Source organism: Vibrio sp. 10N.261.55.A10, assembly GCF_041470825.1.
In the GTDB taxonomy this organism is placed as follows: Bacteria; Pseudomonadota; Gammaproteobacteria; order Enterobacterales; family Vibrionaceae; genus Vibrio; species Vibrio crassostreae_C.
The window spans coordinates 72,679-92,067 of the sequence record NZ_JBFRNC010000019.1; the positions used below are offsets into that span (position 1 = coordinate 72,679).

The window sequence follows — 19,389 nt, forward strand, 5'->3', positions numbered from 1 at the left end:
AACTCAGGGGGAGCACAAAGGGTGCTCCCAAATATTACTTTTTTGAAGTGATTACGTTGTAGAAACGATTAGTGCTTCTTTTTGTAATCCGCAACCGCTGCTTTGATTGCATCTTCAGCAAGAATTGAACAGTGAACTTTCACTGGTGGCAACTCTAGCTCTTCTGCGATTTCAGAGTTTTTAATAGCAGCTGCTTCATCAATACTTTTACCTTTAACCCACTCAGTGACTAGTGAGCTAGAAGCGATTGCGCTACCGCAACCGTAAGTCTTGAATTTTGCGTCTTCAATAATACCTTCTGCAGATACTTTGATTTGCAGTTTCATTACGTCACCACAAGCTGGTGCGCCAACCATGCCGCTACCTACACTTGGATCTTCTTTATCAAACGAACCTACGTTACGTGGGTTTTCGTAGTGATCAATTACTTTTTCGCTATATGCCATGATAGTTACCTCGAATCCTCTATTTCCGTGAGATTAGTGATGAGCCCACTCAACAGTGTTCAAATCAATCCCTTCTTTATACATATCCCATAGAGGAGACATGTCGCGTAATTTATTTACTGCTACACGGATTTGTGCAATCGCGTAGTCGATTTCTTCTTCCGTAGTGAAACGGCCGAATGAAAAACGTACTGAGCTGTGTGCCAGTTCATCGTTTAAGCCAAGAGCGCGTAAAACGTATGAAGGCTCAAGACTCGCTGATGTACATGCAGAACCTGATGATACCGCTAAGTCTTTTAAAGACATAAGCAGAGATTCACCTTCAACGAAAGCAAAGCTCACGTTTAGGTTATGTGGTACACGTTGATCTAAGTCGCCATTTACCGTTACTGCTTCTAGATCTTGAACCCCTTTCAATAGACGCTCGCGAAGTGCTAGTGCGTGGTCATAATCTTTCTGCATGTCTTGTTTAGCGACAGCAAAAGCTTCACCCATACCCACGATTTGGTGAGTAGCAAGCGTACCAGAACGGAAACCACGTTCGTGACCTCCACCGTGCATCTGTGCTTCAAGACGAATACGTGGCTTACGACGAACGTACAAAGCACCAATGCCTTTAGGGCCGTATGCTTTGTGTGCAGAAAGAGAGATAAGGTCAACTTTCATCTCTTTTACATCTAGTGGGATTTTACCCGCAGACTGAGCCGCATCAACGTGGAAGATGATCTTGCGTGAACGACATAATTCGCCGATTGCAGAGATATCTTGGATTACACCAATCTCGTTGTTTACGTGCATGATAGAAACAAGAACCGTATCTTCACGCATTGCTGCTTGTAGCTTGTCTAAATCAATGATGCCGTTTGCTTCAGGCTCAAGGTAAGTCACCTCAAAACCTTCACGCTCTAGTTGGCGACATGGATCAAGAACCGCTTTATGTTCTGTTTTACACGTGATTACGTGCTTACCTTTCTTCTCGTAAAAGTGCGCTGCACCTTTGATAGCAAGGTTGTCTGACTCTGTAGCACCTGACGTGAAAACAATCTCACGTGGGTCTGCATTTAGTAGATCGGCAATTTGCTCACGAGCATTATCTACTGATTCTTCTGCCTGCCAGCCGTAACGGTGTGAACGAGATGCAGGGTTACCGAAGTTACCGTCCATCGTCATGCACTGAACCATTTTTTCAGCAACACGTGGATCGACTGGGCATGTAGCTGAATAGTCAAAGTAAATAGGCAGTTTCATTTTCTACTCCAATGTAAAAACTGACCGCTAAGAGCGGGCATTAACACCGTGAGGTGCTGCACTAATCGTTGTAGTGCTCGTATTTTTATGTGCAAAACCATTATTAACCGCAAGATCGATATCTTGACGATCAGAAATCTCTAAAACTTCGTTATCTTTCATTAGCTCACCGAGCGTAATGTCATTTAAGAAGCTGCTGATTCGGGAGCTTAAATCACGCCAAAGAGTGTGAGTTAAACAACGACTACCACCTTGGCAATCTGCTCGACCGTGACACTTAGTTGCATCAACTGATTCGTCTACTGCAGCAATTACAGTTCCGACAGCGATGTCGCTCGCTTCAGCACCTAAACGGTAACCACCGCCAGGACCACGAACACTAGCAACTAAGCCAGCTTTACGTAACTTAGAAAATAGCTGTTCTAAGTAAGATAATGAGATGCCCTGTCGCTCTGAAATATCAGCCAGAGGAACTGGGCTTTTTTGCGAATGCAGTGCTACATCTAGCATAGCTGTTACCGCATATCTTCCTTTAGATGTAAGTTTCATATCACACCGAATCCACATTGTTTATGTGGTTGGAATCTTCCCATACCTGACTAAATTGGTCAAGTATTTAGTTGACTATTTTAGTCAAGTATTCACCCTTAGGGTTTGTGTGGTTTTTATTTGTCGTTTTTGCTCTTCTCAATTGAAGTCAAAATGCCGCGTAGAGTGTTGATCTCTTGCAACTCTGGACGAGCTCGACTGAACAGACGACGTAGTTTATTCATCACCTGACCTGGCTTATCCTTAGAGATAAATTGGGTATCAATGATCACTTTTTCAAGGTGCTCATAGAACATTTCTAGTTCTTCGTGACGAGGGTACTCATCTTGTTGCTGTGGCTGATATTGGCTAGCGACCATATCAAGGTGAGCTACACGCACTTCGTAGCTCAGAGTCTGCACTGCCATTGCTAGGTTTAGCGAGCTGTATTCAGGGTTAGCTGGGATACATACATGGAAGTGGCACTTCTGAAGCTCATCGTTAGTCAAGCCAGTACGTTCACGGCCGAACACTAATGCGACTGGGTGCTTTTGACCTTCAATCGCAAACTTTTGTCCACACTCACGAGGCTCAAGCATTGGCCATTCAAGCGTACGTGAACGTGCACTCGAACCAACCACCAAACCACAGTCTTTTACGGCTTCGTCTAATGTAGAAACGATAGTCGCGTTTTCTGCGATGTCACCTGCACCCGCAGCCAGTGCTAAGGTCTGCTCGTCAACTTCACATTGAGGGTCTACAAGAACTAATTGACTCAAACCCATCACTTTCATTGCGCGAGCTGCTGATCCGATATTTCCCGAATGAGACGTACCAACCAGAACGACTTTTACATTGTCTAACATGCTATATGACACCACTTTAAAAATAATCGCGAGATATTAACACATAGCAAAGTAAAATGGTCAGACCCTTCGCGTAATGTGAAACCAAGAGTTCAAAAAATAACCACTTCCCTTTTGGTAAAACTTTGGTATACTCGCCGCCGCTTTAAATTGTTCTTTAACATCTTGTGGGAAAAACCATATGCATCCAATGCTAAACATTGCGATACGCGCTGCGCGTAAAGCTGGCAACCATATTGCTAAATCTCTAGAAACAACTGATAAGATCGAATCGTCTCTAAAAGGTAACAACGATTACGTTACTAACATTGCTCAAGAAGCTGAGTACATGATCATTGAGACAATCAAAGCATCTTACCCAGAGCACAGCATTATTTCTGAAGAGAAAGGCCTGACTGAAGGTAAAGACTCTGATGTACAATGGATCGTTGACCCACTGGATGGCACCAACAACTTTGTAAAAGGTTTCCCTCACTTCTCTGTATCTATCGCTGTTCGCATGAACGGTCGTACAGAAGTTGCTTGTGTTTATGACCCAATGCTAAACGAGCTATTCACAGCTCAACGTGGCGCTGGCGCTCAACTTAACAACGCTCGTATGCGTGTTACTCAACTAAAAGACCTTCAAGGTACTGTTCTAGCGACTGGTTTCCCATTCAAGCAAAAACAACACTCTGAATCTTTCATGAAGATCATCTCTGGTCTATTCATCGACTGTGCTGATTTCCGTCGTACAGGTTCTCCTGCTCTTGACCTATGTTACCTAGCAGCTGGCCGTGTTGATGGTTACCTAGAACTTGGCCTTAAGCCATGGGATCTAGCAGCTGGCGATCTAATCGCTCGTGAAGCTGGTGCTATCATGACTGACTTTGCTGGCGGTACTGATTACATGACTTCTGGTAATGTTGTTGCTTCAAGCGCACGTGGTGTTAAGTCTATTCTTAAGCACGTTCGTGAGAACGCTAACGAAGGTATGCTGAAGTAATTCAGACCTTACGTTAACGCTCCCTATTTTAAGGGCGCATAAAAATTCCAAAGCCTCGCTATATAGCTATAGCGAGGCTTTTTTGTATCTGCGATACGAGATACGAGATACGAGATACGAGATACGAGATACGAGATACGAGATACGAGATACGAGATACGAGATACGATCAGGATGTCTCTTAGTGAAATGAAGTTCAACATACTTCAACGCTAAATTGTATTGAGCTTCCCTAGAATACAGACGTAAAAAAACCGCTAGTTGCCTAGCGGTTTTTTTGGTTTAGCGAAACTTATTAAGCCAAGGCCTAAGGCATCTCGTCAAACTCTTCACCTTCTTTGTCCACTTGTGGTGGCATTAGGTGTTCACGCGTAATACCTAACTTCATAGCCAGTGCAGATGCAACGTAGATAGAAGAGTAAGTACCAACCGTAATACCCAGTAGAAGTGCAGTCGCGAAGCCGTGAATCATAGCGCCGCCCTGAACGAACAGTGCGATAACTACGAATAACGTGGTACCAGAAGTGATCAATGTACGGCTCAATGTTTGTGTGATTGAGCTGTTCAGTACTTCAGGTGCTTCACCCTTACGCATCTTACGGAAGTTCTCACGGATACGGTCGAATACAACAATGGTATCGTTGAGGGAGTAACCGACGACCGTTAGCAAGGCTGCTACGATGGTAAGGTCGACCTCAATTTGCATTAGAGAGAACACACCCAGAGTGATGATAACGTCGTGCGCCAGTGCTAATACTGCACCCGCAGCCAAACGCCATTCAAATCGCACTGATACGTAGATCAAGATACAGATAAGAGAAACTAGAATAGCAAGGCCACCCGCTTCTGTTAATTCGTCACCCACGTTAGGACCAACGAACTCGATACGACGCATTTCAACTTGCTCACCAGTACCATTCTCAATAGCAGAAAGGATTTGGTTACCAAGCGTTTCGCCCGCTACGCCATCACGTGGACGTAAACGAACCATCACATCACGAGCTGAACCGAAGTTCTGTACCGTTGCATCACCAAAGCCTTCGGCTTCTAGTGCACTACGAATATCAGGAAGGTGTGCCGGTTGTTCAAAACCAACTTCAATCAGAGTACCGCCAGTAAAATCTAGACCCCAGTTCAACGATTTCGTTGTTAGGGTGAAGATAGCAGTACCAATCATCAAGATAGAAAAAACAAAGGCAACCTTTGACCAACGCATAAAGTCGATCATTTTGTCTGCTTTTAGAATCTGAAACATATTAATTCCCTAGCCTTAGATCGACAGTTTTTTAACGCGTTTGCCGCCATACATCAGGTTCACGATACAACGTGTTCCGATAATAGCTGTAAACATTGAAGTCAAGATACCGATAGACAGCGTTACCGCGAAGCCTTTGATAGCACCCGTACCCACAGCAAATAGAATGATTGCTGTTAGTAGTGTGGTGATGTTGGCATCGGCGATTGTGCTGAATGCGTTCGCGTAACCTTGGTGAATCGCTTGTTGTGGACTGCGTCCATCTCGAAGCTCTTCACGTATACGCTCAAAGATCAGAACGTTCGCATCAACCGCCATACCAACCGTTAATACGATACCGGCAATACCTGGTAGGGTCATGGTAGCCCCCGGAATCATCGACATAACACCGATAATCAACACCAAGTTAGCCATTAGCGCAACGTTCGCAATCAGACCAAAGCTACGGTAGTAAAGCAGCGTAAACAGCATTACAGCAGCCATACCCCAAACCATCGCCATGATACCCATATCGATGTTTTGCTGCCCCATAGATGGACCAATGGTACGTTCTTCTACAATCGAGATAGGCGCAATCAATGCACCAGCACGCAGTAGAAGTGCCAAGTTATGAGCTTCAGCCGTTGAATCGATACCAGTAATACGGAAGTTACGGCCTAGCGCAGATTGAATCGTCGCTTGGTTAATCACTTCTTCGTGCTTACTCAAGATAACTCGACCTTCCGGTGTTTTACGACCGCTGTCTTTGTACTCTGCAAATACCGTTGCCATTAGCTTACCGATATTCTGACGAGAGAATGCAGACATCTTGCTACCACCTTCGCTGTCTAGCGAGATGTTAACTTGAGGACGACCATATTCATCAACACTTGAGCTTGCATCAGTAATACTTGAGCCGCCTAGAATAACGCGCTTCTTAAGTACCACAGGACGACCATCACGATCTTGCTTGATTTCGCTACCCGCAGGGGCACGACCAGAAGCGGCAGCGGCTAAGTCAGCACTGCTATCCACTTCACGGAACTCAAGCGTCGCGGTAGCACCAAGAATTTCTTTAGCGCGAGCCGTGTCTTGAACACCAGGCAATTCCACTACGATACGGCTAGAGCCTTGACGTTGAACCAAAGGTTCAGCAACACCAAGTTCGTTAACACGGTTACGTAGAATGGTAATGTTTTGCTCTACCGCATAGTTGCGGATTTCTTGAAGACGAGCCTCTGTGAAGCTAGCAACCAAAGAAAAACGACCATTAGATTCAGAATCTACAAACGTCATGTCTTGGTGCTTAGATTGCAGTAGCGATTTCGCTTCAGCAAGCTGCTCGGCGTTACGTAGAATCACTTCAACCGCATCTTTACCAGATGGGCGAATTGCACGGTAACGGATTTTTTCTTCACGAAGTTCGCTACGGAACGCTTCTTCTTGTTGGCCAACCAGCTTTTGCATCGCAGCGTCCATATCCACTTCCATCAAGAAGTGAACACCACCACGTAGGTCAAGACCAAGCTTCATTGGTGCAGCACCAATAGATTCAAGCCAATCAGGAGTTGAAGCAGCTAAGTTTAAAGCAACGATTACGTCTTCATCTAATGCTTCAGTGATGACATCACGAGCACTAATTTGAGAGTCTGTATCGTTAAAGCGAACAAGAATGGAACCGTTTTCTAGAGCAACGGATTTAGTAGAAAGGTTTTCAGCTTCAAGAGCATTGGTGACAGCATCCAGCGTAGACATATCTACAGAGGCGCCGCGCGCCCCTGTAACTTGAACTGCCGGATCTTCACCGTATATATTCGGAAGTGCGTACAACGCAGCGATGGCGATAGTAAACACCACCATCAGGTACTTCCATAACGGGTAACGGTTTAGCACAGCGAGGATCCTCTAGCTGTTTATAGAGATTTCAGAGTACCTTTTGGTAGCACTGCTGTAACGAAGTCTTTCTTGATAACTACTTCGTTGTTTGCATTCAGTTCGATAGCAACGTAGTCGCTGTCTTCTGCAATCTTAGTGATCTTGCCAATTAGGCCGCCGCTTGTAAGAACTTCATCACCTTTGCCCATAGAAGACATAAGGTTCTTGTGCTCTTTAACACGCTTAGCTTGTGGACGGTAGATCATGAAGTAGAAGATCACAGCGAACATACCTAGCATGATAAGCATTTCGAAACCGCCGCCTGCTGGTGCACCTTCTGCTGCTGCGTGAGCTTGAGAAATAAACATTTAAAACATCCTCTATTTATATTTTCGTAATTGTTTGTCTAATTGGGTCGCATCCCTTTATTTTCAAGCCCCATCACTCGGAAGAGAGATAGGGCTCGCAAAAAAGAAATACTAAGATTCTTTACCTAGTGGTGGCACTTCACGCCCCATTCTTGCGTAGAACTCTGCAACGAACTCTTCAAAGCGGTCTTCATCGATAGACTGACGAATGTCTGACATTACTCGTTGGTAGAAACGCAGGTTATGAATCGTGTTCAGTCGAGCACCTAGGATTTCGTTACAACGATCCAAATGGTGTAAGTACGACTTGCTGTAGTTCTTACAAGTGTAACAGTCACACTCTGAATCTAGTGGTGTTGTATCGGTTTTATGCTTCGCATTACGGATCTTGATCACACCTTCAGTCACAAACAGGTGGCCGTTACGTGCATTTCGCGTTGGCATTACACAGTCAAACATGTCGATACCACGGCGAACACCTTCAACCAAGTCTTCCGGTTTGCCTACGCCCATTAGGTAACGTGGCTTATCTTCTGGCAGTTGAGGACATGTGTGCTCAAGAATGCGGTGCATATCTTCTTTTGGTTCGCCTACTGCTAGGCCACCTACTGCGTAACCGTCAAAACCAATTTCTGTTAGGCCTTTAACGGATACATCACGAAGGTCTTCGTACACGCCACCTTGAACGATACCGAACAGTGAGTTCGGGTTTTCAAGTTTGTCGAAGTGGTTACGTGAACGCTCAGCCCAACGAAGAGACATCTCCATTGAGTCTTTTGCTTCTTTGTGTGTCGCAGGGTAAGGCGTACACTCATCGAAGATCATTACGATGTCTGAACCTAAATCTTTTTGGATTTCCATAGACTTCTCAGCGTCCATGAAGATCTTGTCACCGTTTACAGGGTTACGGAAATGAACACCCTCTTCAGTGATTTTACGCATTGCACCTAGGCTGAATACTTGGAAGCCGCCTGAATCAGTCAGGATAGGACCGTGCCAGTTCATGAAATCGTGCAGGTCACCGTGCATTTTCATGATTTCTTGACCAGGACGTAGCCATAGGTGGAATGTGTTACCTAATAGGATTTCAGCACCTGTGTCTTTTACTTCTTCAGGTGTCATACCTTTAACAGTACCGTAAGTACCTACAGGCATGAATGCTGGGGTTTCGACGGTACCGCGTTCAAACTGAAGTTGACCACGACGTGCGCCGCTATTAGTTTTTTTAAGTTCGTATTTTAATTTCACGAAGCCTCCAATATGCCAGAGAAACAATCTGACTGTTAATTCAGAACCTTAGGCCAAACAAAAGTTCAGTCTAGTGGGTTCTATGAGGAGCGGTCGCGTATTCCTTGCGAGAGATTAGACAGACACCCTGCCCGACTCCTAGCTTACTGCTAGCACCCGTAAATTTTTGTATCGCTTAAACCAGCTTAAGTTAGCTCGTTTTCTTATTGATGAACATCGCATCGCCGTAGCTGAAGAAACGATATTCGCTCTTCACTGCGTGATCGTAAGCGCCCATCACATTATCGTAGCCAGCAAATGCACTCACCAACATAATCAGTGTTGATTCTGGCAAGTGGAAGTTGGTAATCAGGCAATCCACCAACTGGTATTCATAGCCAGGGAAGATGAAGATTTCTGTATCACCAAAGAAAGGAACGAGCTCGGTGCCTTTCTTCAATGCATCTTGCGCTGCACTTTCTAGTGAGCGTACTGATGTTGTACCAACAGCAATAATACGTCCGCCACGAGCTTTTGCTGCAGCTACGGCGTCAACCACTTCTTGCGGCACTTCAACGTACTCAGCATGCATGTGGTGATCATTGATGTTATCTACTTTTACTGGCTGGAACGTACCAGCACCAACGTGAAGCGTCACGTAAGCAAACTCAACACCTTTTTCTTTCATGTCGGCCATTAGCTTGTCATCAAAGTGAAGGCCTGCTGTTGGCGCTGCAACCGCACCCGGCTTTTCATTATAGACAGTCTGGTAGCGCTCTTTATCTGCATCTTCATCAGGACGATCGATGTAAGGAGGCAGTGGCATGTGACCAACACTGTTAAGAATCTCTAAAACGCTTTGATCGGATGTGAAATGGATTTCGAATAACGCATCGTGACGCGCCACCATTTCAGCTTCATATTCATCGTTCTCACCAAGGAACAACTTGGTACCCGGCTTCGGTGATTTAGAACAACGAACATGCGCAAGAATGCTTTTCTCATCAAGCATACGTTCAACCAGCACTTCAAGCTTACCGCCTGATGCCTTGCGACCAAATACACGAGCTGGAATCACTCGAGTGTTATTGAAAACAACAAGATCGCCTGGCTCAACCAAGTCTAAAACGTCTTTAAACGAACCATCAGCTAGGTTACCGCTGTTGCCATCTAATTTAAGCAGGCGGCTTGCTGTGCGCTCCTCTTGAGGGTAGCGAGCAATGAGTTCATCTGGTAGGTCAAAGTGAAAATCTGAAACTTGCATTTGTCTAGTCTTGTCTTAGTTGATGAGATTTGTGCCGTTGACGAATCATAAATCGTAGTTGCTGGATAATCGTTACGGTAAGTCAATCGTCACCAGAAACACATCGCAAACACGACTAAAAATTTCGCAGTGGGCTAGTATAGGCACACGAGCCGCAATAGCAAGGTTTACAGCACTGGATTATTGTAAAGAGGCGTAAAATAATGCGACTGATTCACCTCCTCAAACTAAAGAATTAGTTGCATAAAACTCACCCAAGAATGCGTCAGATCTCAGTTATTTTTTGGATAAAAAACTATAGTAATAGCAACAAATAAAAAAGAAGGAGGTTCGTATGATCAAGGTTGAAGATATGATGACTCGCAACCCTCATACCCTATTGCGCTCACACTCACTGGCCGATGCTAAGCACATGATGGAAGCGCTTGATATCCGCCATATACCGGTCGTTGATTCCGATAGGCATCTATTAGGTGTCGTCACACAACGAGACGTTCTAGCCGCTCAAGAATCCAGCCTACAAAACATCCCACAAGCTCAATCTTTTACTCTTGCCACTCCCCTCAACGACATCATGCACAAAAGTGTTATGTCGGTAGAGCCACGTGCAGGATTAAAAGAATCGGCTATCTATATGCAGAAACACAAAGTGGGCTGTTTACCTGTCGTAGAAAACCACGAACTAGTAGGCATTATTACAGACAGCGATTTTGTCACGATAGCGATCAATTTGCTGGAGCTGCAAGAAGAAGTCGAGCCAGAAGAAGCGGAAGTAGAGTAACGATCGGAAGTGATATGAAGAGCGGCCAATTCAGCCGCTCAGAGGGATTGTTGTCGAAGCGGATTATTATAGAAGCTCAGATACCACATCCGCTAATTGATGGAATGTCTCACGACGCGAAGAGCTTGGTCGCCAGACAAGGCCAATATCTCGGTAGGCCTGTTGACCAGGAGGATCGATCACAACAAGATTCTGGTTTTCCAATAAACCGTGGTCGATCGCCATCTGAGGAATAAAGGTAGTACCTAAACCATTCGCGACCATTTGAACCAATGTGTGAAGGCTCGTCGCTGTGAACGGGTTTATCTTCTCTTTATCCGTTAACTTACAAGCCGACACAGCATGCTCGGTTAAGCAATGCTCGTTCTCCAACAAAAATACAGATTCGTCTGGCAGGTCATCGTATTTAATCGGAACGCGAATACCATCAGCTTGATTGCGACTGATCACCATCCGGAAAGGGTCTTGCCCAACAACTTGGCTTTCCATATTGTCGATATCGACAGGCAAAGCCAGAATCAGCACATCTAAGTCTCCATGACGCAGCGCAGCCAATAGGTTGGTCGTTGTGTCTTCACGTAACAGCAAATTTAATTGTGGAAAGCGCTGGTTGGCTTCCTGTACCAAATCGCACAAAAGGAACGGCGCTATAGTAGGAATACACCCGACTCGCAGCTGCCCTTGCATCGCATCCCCGTTACATAGATTTCCAAGCTCTACGAGATCTTGTCCTTTCGCTAGTAGCTCTCGACCGTGCTTGACCACCAGCTCACCTGCTTGCGTGAAAACTAGCGGGCTCTTTTTATCTTTCTTCTCATAAAGCGGGCAACCAATCAGCTCTTCTAGGTTTTGAATGCCTTTACTTAGCGTAGATTGACTGACGAAACAGCGATCTGCGGCATCACTGAAATGACGAGTTTCGTGAAGAGTAACAAGATAGTGAAGTTGCTTAAGACTTGGCCATTTATTCATGAAATTACTTTGTAATATGAGTAGGATAAGTTAGGTAAAGGTCATTCGACCTAAGGACAGGACAAAGAATAAGCTTATCGCTTTTTTCGATTAACTTAATCTATTTAATTCGCTTTTTTCTATAGTACCGATTGTACTATAGTTTGTCCCGTAGAAACGGAGCCCAAACAAAGATGTGTTGGGCCAACTAATTTTTTAGGAGATTCCAAAATGGTACTAGTAGGTCGTCAAGCCCCTGACTTTACTGCAGCAGCTGTTCTAGGTAACGGTGAGATCGTTGATAACTTCAACTTCGCAGAATTCACTAAAGGTAAGAAAGCTGTAGTTTTCTTCTACCCACTAGACTTCACTTTCGTTTGTCCTTCAGAGCTAATCGCTTTCGACAACCGTCTTGAAGATTTCCAAGCTAAAGGCGTTGAAGTAATCGGTGTTTCTATCGATTCTCAATTCTCTCACAACGCATGGCGTAACACTGCTATCGCTGATGGCGGTATTGGTCAAGTTAAATACCCTCTAATTGCTGACGTTAAGCACGAGATCTGCAAAGCATACGATGTTGAGCACCCAGAAGCAGGCGTTGCTTTCCGTGGTTCTTTCCTAATCGACGCTGACGGTCTTGTACGTCACCAAGTAGTTAACGATCTTCCACTAGGTCGTAACATCGACGAAATGCTACGCATGGTAGACGCACTAAACTTCCACGAGAAGAACGGTGAAGTTTGTCCTGCACAATGGGAAGAAGGCAAATCAGGTATGGACGCATCTCCAAAAGGTGTTGCAGCATTCCTATCTGAGCACGCTGACGACCTAAGCAAGTAATTACCTCTTAAGCCCGAACTCAACGCGGGTTAATGGTTGGAAGATTCTCTTTAAAGAGACATAAAGCATAAGCTAATAGCGCAAAGCGCACCGCCAATCAGTTAAGAAGTAAAGTCCTATTAAAAGCCCGAAGTTAACGCTTCGGGCTTTTTGTTTTCCCCCTCCTCGCTCCCCTAGACTGACTCTTGTAATAGATAATTGAGGTAGCGATAAACCTAAACTTTACCTCTATTTTCCCTTATCCCCATCTATTCAGAATCACACCTAGATTGCTATTATTTCATCAGTATCTTTTTGAACGGATAAACACGATGAACACCGAAATTGAAGTCTGTATCGATAACTTAGAATCTCTTCATACCGCACTATCTGGTGGCGCGAATCGAATTGAGCTTTGCTCTTCATTAGCACTTGGCGGATTAACTCCAAGCTTCGGAATGATGAAACAAGCGGCAATAGTTTCGTCGGTTCCGGTCTACGCTATGATACGCCCAAGACAAGGCGACTTCATTTTCGATAACGACGATATGCTCTGTATGCTTGAAGATATTGAAGCTTGCGCAAATGCAGGATTGGATGGGGTCGTACTTGGTGTGTTAGCGCCGAACGGAAGTATCGATATGCCAAAAATGCAACAACTGGCTGACAAAGCGCACTCGTTAAAGCTTGGGATTACCTTCCACAGAGCCATCGATCAAAGCTCTGATTTCCAAGCAGCATTAGAACAAATCATTACACTTGGATGCGAAAGAGTCCTGACATCAGGGCTTGCTGCTAATGCTGAGCAAGGTATCGATGTATTGGCTGCAATGGTCAAACAAGCCGATGGACGAATTGATATCATGGCGGGGGCTGGCGTTAACGCTGCGAATGCTAAAATGATTCAAAGCGCTACCCAAGTACCTGCTCTTCACCTTTCAGGTAAATCAACAAGACCGAGCCTAATGGAAAACAACTCGAGTGCTCAAATGGGCAATGATGATATTGATGATTATCAGATCCCAGTGACAGATGCGAGTAAGATATCTGATGTGAGAGCCGCCCTCACCGCTTAGGGCAATAATCGCCAGCATAAATCCAGAGAACCTCGCTGACTAATCTAACTGACTGACGTATATTAGATTTAATAGCGCAGAAAATTTTCATGGATAGATATGGCTAAAGACTTATTCAGCTCTCTTGATTTAAACCTGTTACGAACATTTCTGATTGTTTATCAAGAACAAAACACCAGAAAGGCTGCGGAGCGTTTATTCGTTTCTCAGCCAGCGGTTAGCCAAGCCCTGCAAAAGCTAAGACACCACTTCAACGATGACCTTTTCGTTAAAGTTCATGGTGGCTTACAAGCCACCGCATTTAGCGAAGAGCTAGCGAATGAAATCTCACCTCATTTAGATGGTTTGAAAACCGCAATTAACTCCTCAAATACCTTTGACCCAAAGCAAATTGACAACCCAATAAAAATTGCGTTGTCCCCCGCGGTATTATCATGTTTATCAGGGGTTCTCTACAAAATCATCAAGCATCAAGCTCCAAACTGTGAGTTAGAATTAACTAGCTGGACAACATCCTCAGTTGAAGACATACAAAAAGGAAAGATCTTTTTAGGCGTTGCTTATCAACTACCTAATGTCTCAAAAGAAATTTATATTCAAAAGCTCGTTGAGCTTGATGGACGGCTATTTGTAAGAAAAGACCATCCAGTAAAAAAATCAATTGTCACCCCACAAGATTTGGCTGGCTATGAGATTGCATCACTAATATCACCAGGGTGGAACGATAACTTTAGTCAAGCTTCACGAATATTAGAAACCCACTCGATTCCTCATCGCGTTGGATTTCGTTCTGAAATGGTATCAGCTCTTGTTGATGTTCTGCTTAATTCTGATATGTACATGCCACATTCCAACCTCTTTTCTATCCATAACTATCCCAACCTGAGAGCTATTGATATTGACATCGCGAGCGAACTAAAAATGGTCGGAGTATATAGCCATATCCATACAAAGAATCGTAATAGCCCTCTTCATATGTGGCTCTGCGATGTTGTTCAGCAAGCACTAAACGAACAGATTAATAAGTAGTGCTTATTACAATTATACAAAATACTACTTAGCCTAAAAATAAAACACTGTTTAATATTAGCCCTATCAAAACGGATACTGAACTACGAAGGATCGTGCAGTTAAGTTAACCCTAAATAGAGACTAATATGAAAATTGCACTTACTACCCTAATTTCAGCTTCACTACTTTCTGTTCCAGTTCTTGCAAACAACTTTGACAGCCAACACCGTGTGGGTATCGGTTACAACCAAACTCAAGTAGACGATTGGCTAACCGATGACACAGTTGATTGGGGTAACGGTATCAAACTTGAATATGGTTATGAATTTAACCGTATCGTAGGTATCAACGTTTCTTACGCAACGAATAGCGATGACGAAAACGTTGAAGGTATAAAAGCCGAGATCGATGGTTACAAATTCCAAGTTGATGCTGATATCGGTTATAAATTTGAATTAGATGGCTTCTCTTTGAAACCTTATGGTGTTCTGGGCCTAGCTCGTCAAAGTGAAGATAATTCAATTAGCATCCTAGACAAGAAGTGGACTGAATCATACAACGATACCAGCTTCGTTGTTGGCCTAGGTGGTCGAGCTGAATTCGGGCCACACCTATACACCGACATGCGCTTTGAATTCGCGAGCTACGATGACGTAGATTACGACACATTCTCATGGACTGTCGGTTACCGCTTCTAATAGATTGAAAAAGCCAGCGTCTAAGCTGGTTTTTTACAATCAGTCAATTGCTGGGTTTTAACACCTCATCAAAGTTGACTCACTTTTGAACAATTCTCAAATCAAAATTCATTGCAGCCACGGACGGTTAATTGCTTTAGGTATTTTTATGAAGATAAGAACTTCCCTGCTTTTACTATCTACCCTTTCTACTTCCGTTTCAGCAAGTGCTCTTCATTTATCCCCGGAACTAAAAATTGGCTCTTATCATGGCTTCGGAATGCAGGCGGGCATCACCGATGTGGCAAATTTAGGTGCCGTTTACCTTAGCTATTCTCACCTTTGGTATGACAGCGATCGATATGACGAAACGGTTGATGCGTATCGTGTTGGTATACAAAACATGTTTGGAAGAAACCAAATCCACGGCTTTCAGGCTGAGATTGGTGTGGCAAGTTATGACGGTACAAAAACGCGCTCAGGCGAAGTAGAAGAGAAAACAACACATGGTATAAGCCTCGGTGGTGCCTACGTTTACCAAGCGACACCAATGCTTGGATTACGTGCTGGTGTTGATATGAATATTTTTGATCACAACAAAACCTTTGTGCCTTACGACACAACGGTCAATTTCAATCTTGGTGCCATTATTAGCTTCTAAAGATAAACGCTATTTTAGTGCGTCATCAAGGCTTTGATCGCCGAGGTGACGTACATCTTTACCCTTCACAAAGTAAATAATGTATTCGCAGATATTCTGGCAGCGGTCTCCGACTCGCTCGATCGCACGAGCTGACCACATCACCTGCAAAATATTGGGAATGTTCTTAGGATCTTCCATCATATAGGTCATTAACTGACGAATAACGGCCTCGTACTCCGCATCCAACTTATCATCAAGCTTGTGAACTTCTGCTGCTGCATCAACATCCATACGAGCAAAAGCATCTAATACTTGGTGAAGCATGGTGATTGCCTGACGGCAAAGGGGCTCTAACGAAACATGGAATTTCTGCTCTTTGGTTGAAGGGATCTCAATAGCACCTTGCGCAATTTTAGAGGCAACATCGCCAATACGTTCTAAGTCGGTAATCGTTTTGATGATCGCCATAATCAAACGCAGATCTTTTGCGGTCGGCTGACGCTTTGCAATGATTCGAGTACAGGCCTCATCAATCGACACTTCCATCGCATTCACTTTATGGTCATCACGAATCACTTTTTTAGCCAGTTCAACATCGTCTTTATGAAGCGCCTGCATTGCAAACGAGAGTTGCTGCTCCACTAACCCGCCCATGGTCAATACATGAGTACGGATCGATTCTAACTCGACATTGAATTGCCCTGAAATGTGGCGACCGAAATGCATACTTGCTCCTTGAAAGAAATGAAGAAAGCCATTTTTGTAGAGTGACTTAGCTCTATATGACACCTTTGCAGAGGTTAACCATATCTACCAGTAATGTAGTCTTCTGTCTGGTTTTTCAATGGAGACGTAAAAATTGAGTCCGTATCTGAGTACTCGATCAATTTTCCCATATGAATAAAGGCAGTATGGTCACTCACGCGAGCTGCCTGCTGCATGTTATGAGTAACAATCACCACTGTGTATTGGGTTTTGAGATCGTTGATCAACTCTTCAATCGTCAAAGTAGAAATAGGATCCAGTGCCGATGTCGGCTCATCTAACAACAGCACTTCAGGTTCAATCGCAACCGCACGAGCGATAACCAAACGCTGCTGTTGACCGCCAGATAAACCAAAAGCATTCTCATGCAACCGATCTTTCACTTCATCCCATAACGCAGCAGCGCGCAGAGAGCGTTCAACCGCATCATCAAGGTCTCGACTGTTGCTAACGCCTTGTAGCCTCAAGCCATAAACCACATTCTCATAGATAGATTTAGGAAAAGGGTTTGGACGCTGGAATACCATACCCACACGGCGTCGTAAGGTCGCAACATCCACCTTAGGGTGATAGACGTTCTTGCCATGAAGCTTCACTTTCCCGGAAACCTTACAGCCTTCAACAAGATCGTTCATGCGATTAATGCAGCGCAGCAGAGTCGACTTACCACACCCAGAAGGGCCGATAAACGCCGTCACCTGCCCCTTCGGGATCTGCATCGAGATATCATCAAGTGCTTGGCTCTCTTTATAGTAAAGATTTAGCCCTTCGATCGAGATAGCAATTTGCTCATCCTTCAGGTTGTGAACATCAAGTGGTGCTTGGTAACCCAAGGTTTCATTAATCGAGAACATCTAATCTTGTCCTAAGGTTCGGTATTTTTCACGCAAGTTATTACGGATATTGATGGCTGTTAAATTCAACCCAACAATCACCGTAACCAATAAAAATGAAGTCGCATACACTAAAGGTCGTGCCGCTTCGATATTAGATGTTTGAAAACCAACATCATAGATATGAAAGCCTAAATGCATGAACTTTCTGTCTAAGTGTAGGTACGGGAACTGACCATCAACTGGCAAGCTGGATGCTAATTTCACAACACCCACCAGCATGAGTGGAGCAACTTCCCCCGCGGCTCTCGCGATTGCCAAAATTAAACCAGTGATAATCGCTGGGCTTGCCATCGGTAAAACAATGCGCCAAAGCGTCTCAAATTGAGTCGCACCAAGCGCTAATGAACCGTGCCTCACTGCACTAGGAATACGCGTTAAGCCCTCTTCCGTGGTTACGATAACGACTGGAAGCGTCAAGACCGCTAAGGTTAGTGCTGACCAAAGTAGACCCGGCGTACCAAATGTCGGTGCTGGCAATCGCTCTGCATAGAACAACGTATCAATCGAGCCACCAATGGTATAGACGAAAAAGCCTAAACCAAAAACGCCATACACAATCGACGGTACACCCGCCAAGTTAATCACGGCGATACGAATTAAACGTGTTAGTGCGTTGTTTTTTGCGTATTCATGAAGATATATCGCAGCGACTACCCCAAGAGGCATCACGACGATCGACATGAGAATAACCAACAGTACTGTGCCAAAAATAGCAGGAAACACACCGCCTTCAGAGTTTGAGTCTCGTGGGTTCTCTGATAAGAACTTCCAAACTTGTTTGCCCCAGTGCCCAACCTTTTCTAGGTAAGACATATTATTTGGGTACCAATAATCCAGAATGTGACTTAGCGAAATCTCGACCTGCTCGCCTGTCATATCCTCAACGAGTAAGCTTTCGACATTAAGTTGCGTTCTAAGGTGCTCAAGCTTAACTTCGGCTTCACCTAACTGGCGGTTTAATTCCAGTTTAGTTTGAGTATAGGTTTTAAGGTATTCATCGCTCACTGACTCATTGAGTTCAAGCTTACGCTTTTCTAAGCGCAGGTTTTCCAATTGCCAGCTGATATTGCGAATTTCTTGGTTCACGACACGCGACGTTTCTTTACGTAGCGCATCAGCGAACGCCAAGCCTTGTTCGAGCTTTTGGTCTATGTTCGAATCAAAGGTGCCAGAAGCGGTTTTAAAACCCACCGGCTTACCAAAGAAATAACCACCTCGACTTCGTTCAATCACAACCCAATCAAGCGGGGTGGTTGGTTCACGTAAGTTAACATCAAGTATGGAAACAAAGTCCGCAGGGTACAGCTCTCTGTTGGCAACTTTAATGCTTAAGCGCTGTATTAACCCAGTCGACAAATTTTGAGGTGACAAAAGGTCATGGACTTGTGGAACTTGCTCTATCGGGATGTATTTTCGTTCATATAACTGACCAACTAGTACTTCTTGTTTTGATACGGTTTCGTCAAGATCGACCACGAGCGATAAGTCTTTGGAATCAACTTGCCATTCGTACAAAGGTGCGGGCCAAAAATAGGTTAAGCCCTTCCAACCAATCAGCAGCATTAGACCAAGAACAGAAAGCATACTTATGCTCACCGCCCCACCCGTTAGCCAGATCCACGGAGAGCCCGATTTAACCCAAGATATTAATGACTTCAGTTTATTCATCATGATCGACCTTGCTCTTGGCGTGCTGAAATCAAAGATCCACAAAGATCTTGAGATTCGC

General features: G+C 44.4%; 20 protein-coding genes. 7 read left to right on the forward strand and 13 right to left on the reverse strand.

What is annotated here, in order from left to right; translation table 11 throughout:
- Positions 1–68: 68 nt before the first annotated feature.
- The 4 genes from iscU to trmJ form a co-directional block, all read right to left on the reverse strand.
- The gene (gene iscU, locus AB4274_RS05435) at positions 69–446 is read right to left on the reverse strand and encodes a Fe-S cluster assembly scaffold IscU (RefSeq protein WP_004735094.1); all 378 of its coding nucleotides are present in this window, start codon (positions 444–446) and stop codon (positions 69–71) included.
- A gap of 33 nt (positions 447–479) precedes the next feature.
- Positions 480–1,694, reverse strand: coding sequence for an IscS subfamily cysteine desulfurase (locus tag AB4274_RS05440; protein WP_010440514.1), 1,215 nt, complete (start codon positions 1,692–1,694; stop codon positions 480–482).
- 27 nt (positions 1,695–1,721) lie between these two features.
- Complete coding sequence (gene iscR / locus AB4274_RS05445; protein WP_010440512.1) at positions 1,722–2,243, reverse strand: Fe-S cluster assembly transcriptional regulator IscR; 522 nt, start codon at positions 2,241–2,243, stop codon at positions 1,722–1,724.
- A 116-nt stretch (positions 2,244–2,359) separates the two neighbouring features.
- Complete coding sequence (gene trmJ / locus AB4274_RS05450; RefSeq protein ID WP_017062835.1) at positions 2,360–3,088, reverse strand: tRNA (cytosine(32)/uridine(32)-2'-O)-methyltransferase TrmJ; 729 nt, start codon at positions 3,086–3,088, stop codon at positions 2,360–2,362.
- A gap of 181 nt (positions 3,089–3,269) precedes the next feature.
- Between trmJ and suhB the strand changes: the two genes are divergently transcribed.
- Complete coding sequence (gene suhB, locus AB4274_RS05455; RefSeq protein ID WP_017062836.1) at positions 3,270–4,073, forward strand: inositol-1-monophosphatase; 804 nt, start codon at positions 3,270–3,272, stop codon at positions 4,071–4,073.
- A gap of 307 nt (positions 4,074–4,380) precedes the next feature.
- On the opposite strand, the gene secF is transcribed toward suhB, so the two are convergent.
- The 5 genes from secF to queA form a co-directional block, all read right to left on the reverse strand.
- Positions 4,381–5,328, reverse strand: coding sequence for a protein translocase subunit SecF (secF, locus tag AB4274_RS05460; RefSeq protein ID WP_017062837.1), 948 nt, complete (start codon positions 5,326–5,328; stop codon positions 4,381–4,383).
- A 15-nt stretch (positions 5,329–5,343) separates the two neighbouring features.
- Positions 5,344–7,200 carry a protein translocase subunit SecD gene (gene secD, locus AB4274_RS05465; protein WP_102320714.1) on the reverse strand — a complete coding sequence of 619 codons (1,857 nt, stop codon included), beginning with the start codon at positions 7,198–7,200 and terminating at the stop codon, positions 5,344–5,346.
- Positions 7,201–7,220: 20 nt separating this feature from the next.
- The gene (gene yajC / locus AB4274_RS05470; RefSeq protein WP_010440492.1) at positions 7,221–7,550 is read right to left on the reverse strand and encodes a preprotein translocase subunit YajC; all 330 of its coding nucleotides are present in this window, start codon (positions 7,548–7,550) and stop codon (positions 7,221–7,223) included.
- A gap of 111 nt (positions 7,551–7,661) precedes the next feature.
- Positions 7,662–8,798 carry a tRNA guanosine(34) transglycosylase Tgt gene (gene tgt, locus AB4274_RS05475; RefSeq protein ID WP_017056177.1) on the reverse strand — a complete coding sequence of 379 codons (1,137 nt, stop codon included), beginning with the start codon at positions 8,796–8,798 and terminating at the stop codon, positions 7,662–7,664.
- Positions 8,799–8,988: 190 nt separating this feature from the next.
- The gene (gene queA / locus AB4274_RS05480) at positions 8,989–10,041 is read right to left on the reverse strand and encodes a tRNA preQ1(34) S-adenosylmethionine ribosyltransferase-isomerase QueA (protein ID WP_017062523.1); all 1,053 of its coding nucleotides are present in this window, start codon (positions 10,039–10,041) and stop codon (positions 8,989–8,991) included.
- Between the two features lie 334 nt (positions 10,042–10,375).
- Here queA and AB4274_RS05485 point away from each other — a divergent pair, with 334 nt between their 5' ends.
- Positions 10,376–10,822, forward strand: coding sequence for a CBS domain-containing protein (locus tag AB4274_RS05485; RefSeq protein ID WP_048615199.1), 447 nt, complete (start codon positions 10,376–10,378; stop codon positions 10,820–10,822).
- 66 nt (positions 10,823–10,888) lie between these two features.
- On the opposite strand, the gene AB4274_RS05490 is transcribed toward AB4274_RS05485, so the two are convergent.
- A complete protein-coding gene (locus AB4274_RS05490) occupies positions 10,889–11,794 on the reverse strand; it encodes a hydrogen peroxide-inducible genes activator (RefSeq protein ID WP_017062525.1) in 906 nt (301 codons plus the stop codon).
- Positions 11,795–12,004: 210 nt separating this feature from the next.
- On the opposite strand from AB4274_RS05490, the gene AB4274_RS05495 reads away from it, so the two are divergent.
- From AB4274_RS05495 to AB4274_RS05515, 5 genes are all read left to right on the forward strand, one after another.
- Positions 12,005–12,613 (forward strand): peroxiredoxin C, encoded by a 609-nt coding sequence (locus AB4274_RS05495; protein WP_017062526.1) that lies wholly within the window; start codon positions 12,005–12,007, stop codon positions 12,611–12,613.
- A gap of 311 nt (positions 12,614–12,924) precedes the next feature.
- Complete coding sequence (locus AB4274_RS05500; protein ID WP_372111274.1) at positions 12,925–13,668, forward strand: copper homeostasis protein CutC; 744 nt, start codon at positions 12,925–12,927, stop codon at positions 13,666–13,668.
- Between the two features lie 99 nt (positions 13,669–13,767).
- On the forward strand, positions 13,768–14,697 hold the full coding sequence (locus AB4274_RS05505) for a LysR family transcriptional regulator (RefSeq protein ID WP_102320718.1): 930 nt from the start codon (positions 13,768–13,770) through the stop codon (positions 14,695–14,697).
- A gap of 128 nt (positions 14,698–14,825) precedes the next feature.
- Positions 14,826–15,377: a porin family protein gene (locus AB4274_RS05510; RefSeq protein WP_050653343.1), complete on the forward strand. Its 552-nt coding sequence runs from the start codon at positions 14,826–14,828 to the stop codon at positions 15,375–15,377.
- 148 nt (positions 15,378–15,525) lie between these two features.
- Positions 15,526–16,017, forward strand: a complete 492-nt coding sequence (locus AB4274_RS05515) for a hypothetical protein (RefSeq protein WP_372111283.1) — start codon at positions 15,526–15,528, stop codon at positions 16,015–16,017.
- Between the two features lie 9 nt (positions 16,018–16,026).
- Here AB4274_RS05515 and phoU read toward each other — a convergent pair whose 3' ends face one another.
- From phoU to pstA, 3 genes are all read right to left on the reverse strand, one after another.
- Positions 16,027–16,725, reverse strand: a complete 699-nt coding sequence (gene phoU, locus AB4274_RS05520; RefSeq protein WP_009848270.1) for a phosphate signaling complex protein PhoU — start codon at positions 16,723–16,725, stop codon at positions 16,027–16,029.
- 74 nt (positions 16,726–16,799) lie between these two features.
- Positions 16,800–17,618, reverse strand: a complete 819-nt coding sequence (gene pstB / locus AB4274_RS05525; protein WP_009848269.1) for a phosphate ABC transporter ATP-binding protein PstB — start codon at positions 17,616–17,618, stop codon at positions 16,800–16,802.
- Positions 17,619–19,328, reverse strand: a complete 1,710-nt coding sequence (gene pstA / locus AB4274_RS05530; protein ID WP_372111284.1) for a phosphate ABC transporter permease PstA — start codon at positions 19,326–19,328, stop codon at positions 17,619–17,621. It lies immediately after the preceding gene.
- Positions 19,329–19,389 lie beyond the last annotated feature (61 nt).

Excerpts from the sequence above, each read along its gene's own strand:
- iscU (WP_004735094.1), bottom strand. The coding sequence starts at position 446 with ATGGCATATAGCGAAAAAGTAATTGATCACTACGAAAACCCACGTAAC.
- AB4274_RS05440 (WP_010440514.1), bottom strand. The coding sequence starts at position 1,694 with ATGAAACTGCCTATTTACTTTGACTATTCAGCTACATGCCCAGTCGAT.
- iscR (WP_010440512.1), bottom strand. The coding sequence starts at position 2,243 with ATGAAACTTACATCTAAAGGAAGATATGCGGTAACAGCTATGCTAGAT.
- trmJ (WP_017062835.1), bottom strand. The coding sequence starts at position 3,088 with ATGTTAGACAATGTAAAAGTCGTTCTGGTTGGTACGTCTCATTCGGGA.
- suhB (WP_017062836.1), top strand. The coding sequence starts at position 3,270 with ATGCATCCAATGCTAAACATTGCGATACGCGCTGCGCGTAAAGCTGGC.
- secF (WP_017062837.1), bottom strand. The coding sequence starts at position 5,328 with ATGTTTCAGATTCTAAAAGCAGACAAAATGATCGACTTTATGCGTTGG.
- yajC (WP_010440492.1), bottom strand. The coding sequence starts at position 7,550 with ATGTTTATTTCTCAAGCTCACGCAGCAGCAGAAGGTGCACCAGCAGGC.
- queA (WP_017062523.1), bottom strand. The coding sequence starts at position 10,041 with ATGCAAGTTTCAGATTTTCACTTTGACCTACCAGATGAACTCATTGCT.
- AB4274_RS05485 (WP_048615199.1), top strand. The coding sequence starts at position 10,376 with ATGATCAAGGTTGAAGATATGATGACTCGCAACCCTCATACCCTATTG.
- AB4274_RS05490 (WP_017062525.1), bottom strand. The coding sequence starts at position 11,794 with ATGAATAAATGGCCAAGTCTTAAGCAACTTCACTATCTTGTTACTCTT.
- AB4274_RS05495 (WP_017062526.1), top strand. The coding sequence starts at position 12,005 with ATGGTACTAGTAGGTCGTCAAGCCCCTGACTTTACTGCAGCAGCTGTT.
- AB4274_RS05500 (WP_372111274.1), top strand. The coding sequence starts at position 12,925 with ATGAACACCGAAATTGAAGTCTGTATCGATAACTTAGAATCTCTTCAT.
- AB4274_RS05505 (WP_102320718.1), top strand. The coding sequence starts at position 13,768 with ATGGCTAAAGACTTATTCAGCTCTCTTGATTTAAACCTGTTACGAACA.
- AB4274_RS05510 (WP_050653343.1), top strand. The coding sequence starts at position 14,826 with ATGAAAATTGCACTTACTACCCTAATTTCAGCTTCACTACTTTCTGTT.
- AB4274_RS05515 (WP_372111283.1), top strand. The coding sequence starts at position 15,526 with ATGAAGATAAGAACTTCCCTGCTTTTACTATCTACCCTTTCTACTTCC.
- phoU (WP_009848270.1), bottom strand. The coding sequence starts at position 16,725 with ATGCATTTCGGTCGCCACATTTCAGGGCAATTCAATGTCGAGTTAGAA.
- pstB (WP_009848269.1), bottom strand. The coding sequence starts at position 17,618 with ATGTTCTCGATTAATGAAACCTTGGGTTACCAAGCACCACTTGATGTT.
- pstA (WP_372111284.1), bottom strand. The coding sequence starts at position 19,328 with ATGAATAAACTGAAGTCATTAATATCTTGGGTTAAATCGGGCTCTCCG.